The sequence below is a fragment of the Stieleria tagensis genome (assembly GCF_024129865.1).
In the GTDB taxonomy this organism is placed as follows: Bacteria; Planctomycetota; Planctomycetia; order Pirellulales; family Pirellulaceae; genus Stieleria; species Stieleria tagensis.
The window spans coordinates 1-1448 of sequence record NZ_JAMYFE010000162.1; the positions used below are offsets into that span (position 1 = coordinate 1).

Here is a 1448-nt window from a genome sequence, read left to right on the forward strand (position 1 = left end):
CAATACCGCTAAATCGAGATTTGTATGTGATCTCGGAATCGTCCGTTAGGTTTAGGGGGAAGTCGATCACTGTCGTGTTTGGTGGGTCTGGCTTTGGAGCGTTTTTTGATTTTGCGAGGGTTGATTCGATCAATTCGCGAAGGCAACTTTTCCTCGGCGATCTCGTTGATCAAGTTGATCAGCCACTGCTTAGTATTTACGCGGCTCGTTTTGATTTCAGGCAACCGCGCCATCAAGATGTCCAGTGCACCGGTAAACGAAATGTTGATCGGCGCGACCTCGGCCACTTCGGCAGCGCGAAAGATGAGCGACCGCAGAATGTAGTGACTCAACAGTTTTCCCCAGATCTCTTGGCGGACCATCGCGGGACTTTGGCTCCTCAGCATCTTGGTCTCGCCCAGAGCGACTTTCCACTCCGAAAAGGTGATTTCCTCTTCCCAGCGAACGTGGTACAGGTCAATCAGTTCGACTGCTGGATACTTCTCGGCATCAAGAAGACTGGTCAGCAAGACATGCACCTCCCCACAACCGGGGCGGTTGGGATCATGGTGGGTGTAGCGGATGACGCGAATCGTTTTGCCAACACGACGCAGAAGACGATCGTTCTTTCCGAGGTAGATCGTCGACAGGTAGGAACCGTCAGCCAGTACTTTTTCGACCGCAAAGATCTGACCTTTCTTGCAGCGGATGAGAAACGGAACTTGTTTCTGTAGCAGTGGATAGATGATCGGGGCGATACCGAAATGTCGGTCAGCGAGCAGCAACATCGCGGGCGTGAGATGTCTCAGCAGCGAGAGCGTCAGCTTCTGTTCGCTCTGGTGATAGGTGCCGATGACGCTTCGCCACAGCACCCTGGTTCCCAACTCGCACAACGTCACGACTCTGGCTTTCGGGAAAGCGCCATGAGAGGTTTGATTTGATGGGCGACCGAAGGCTTCCCGATTGGCGTCGGTGTCAGGACAGTCCAGCAGGGTCCCGTCGATGCCCATCAGCCGCAGTCCTTTGTAGAAGGCGAAGGGGTGCATGATCGGCGAGAGGGCCAGGAAATGGACAACCGTATCACAGAGTTTCTCGATCACGCTGGCGGCGAGTCGCTTGCGCGCAGAGGTGATGGTCGCCGAGGAGGGAATCAGCAGCCAGGGAGCGGCGAATAGGCGAAAGATTTGGCGATACTTCTTGCCGGGAAAGAGTCCCATGCCGACAATGAGCCAGACAAGTTGCCGGTTGTCGATTCGTTTGCAGTAGCGGGTTTTGAGATGCTCACCGATACTACGCTCGACGGTCTTCTGAGAGAGAACGCGTTTGAGGCCACGAAGTCGGGCTGAATCCTTGACGGCCGCCGGAACGGTTTGAAACATGTCGCATTTCCTTTGCGTGATTGGGCGTAGATACCACAATTATGCGGGGAAATGCGACTTCTTAGATATGTCGATTTAGCGGTATTGGGC

At 54.3% G+C, this 1448-nt stretch carries 1 protein-coding gene; it reads right to left on the reverse strand.

Going from position 1 to position 1448, the window contains the following annotated elements; genetic code table 11:
• Nucleotides 1–8: 8 nt before the first annotated feature.
• Nucleotides 9–1358, reverse strand: a complete 1350-nt coding sequence (locus NHH03_RS27235; protein ID WP_253161518.1) for an IS4 family transposase — start codon at nt 1356–1358, stop codon at nt 9–11.
• Between the last annotated feature and the right edge of the window lie 90 nt (nt 1359–1448).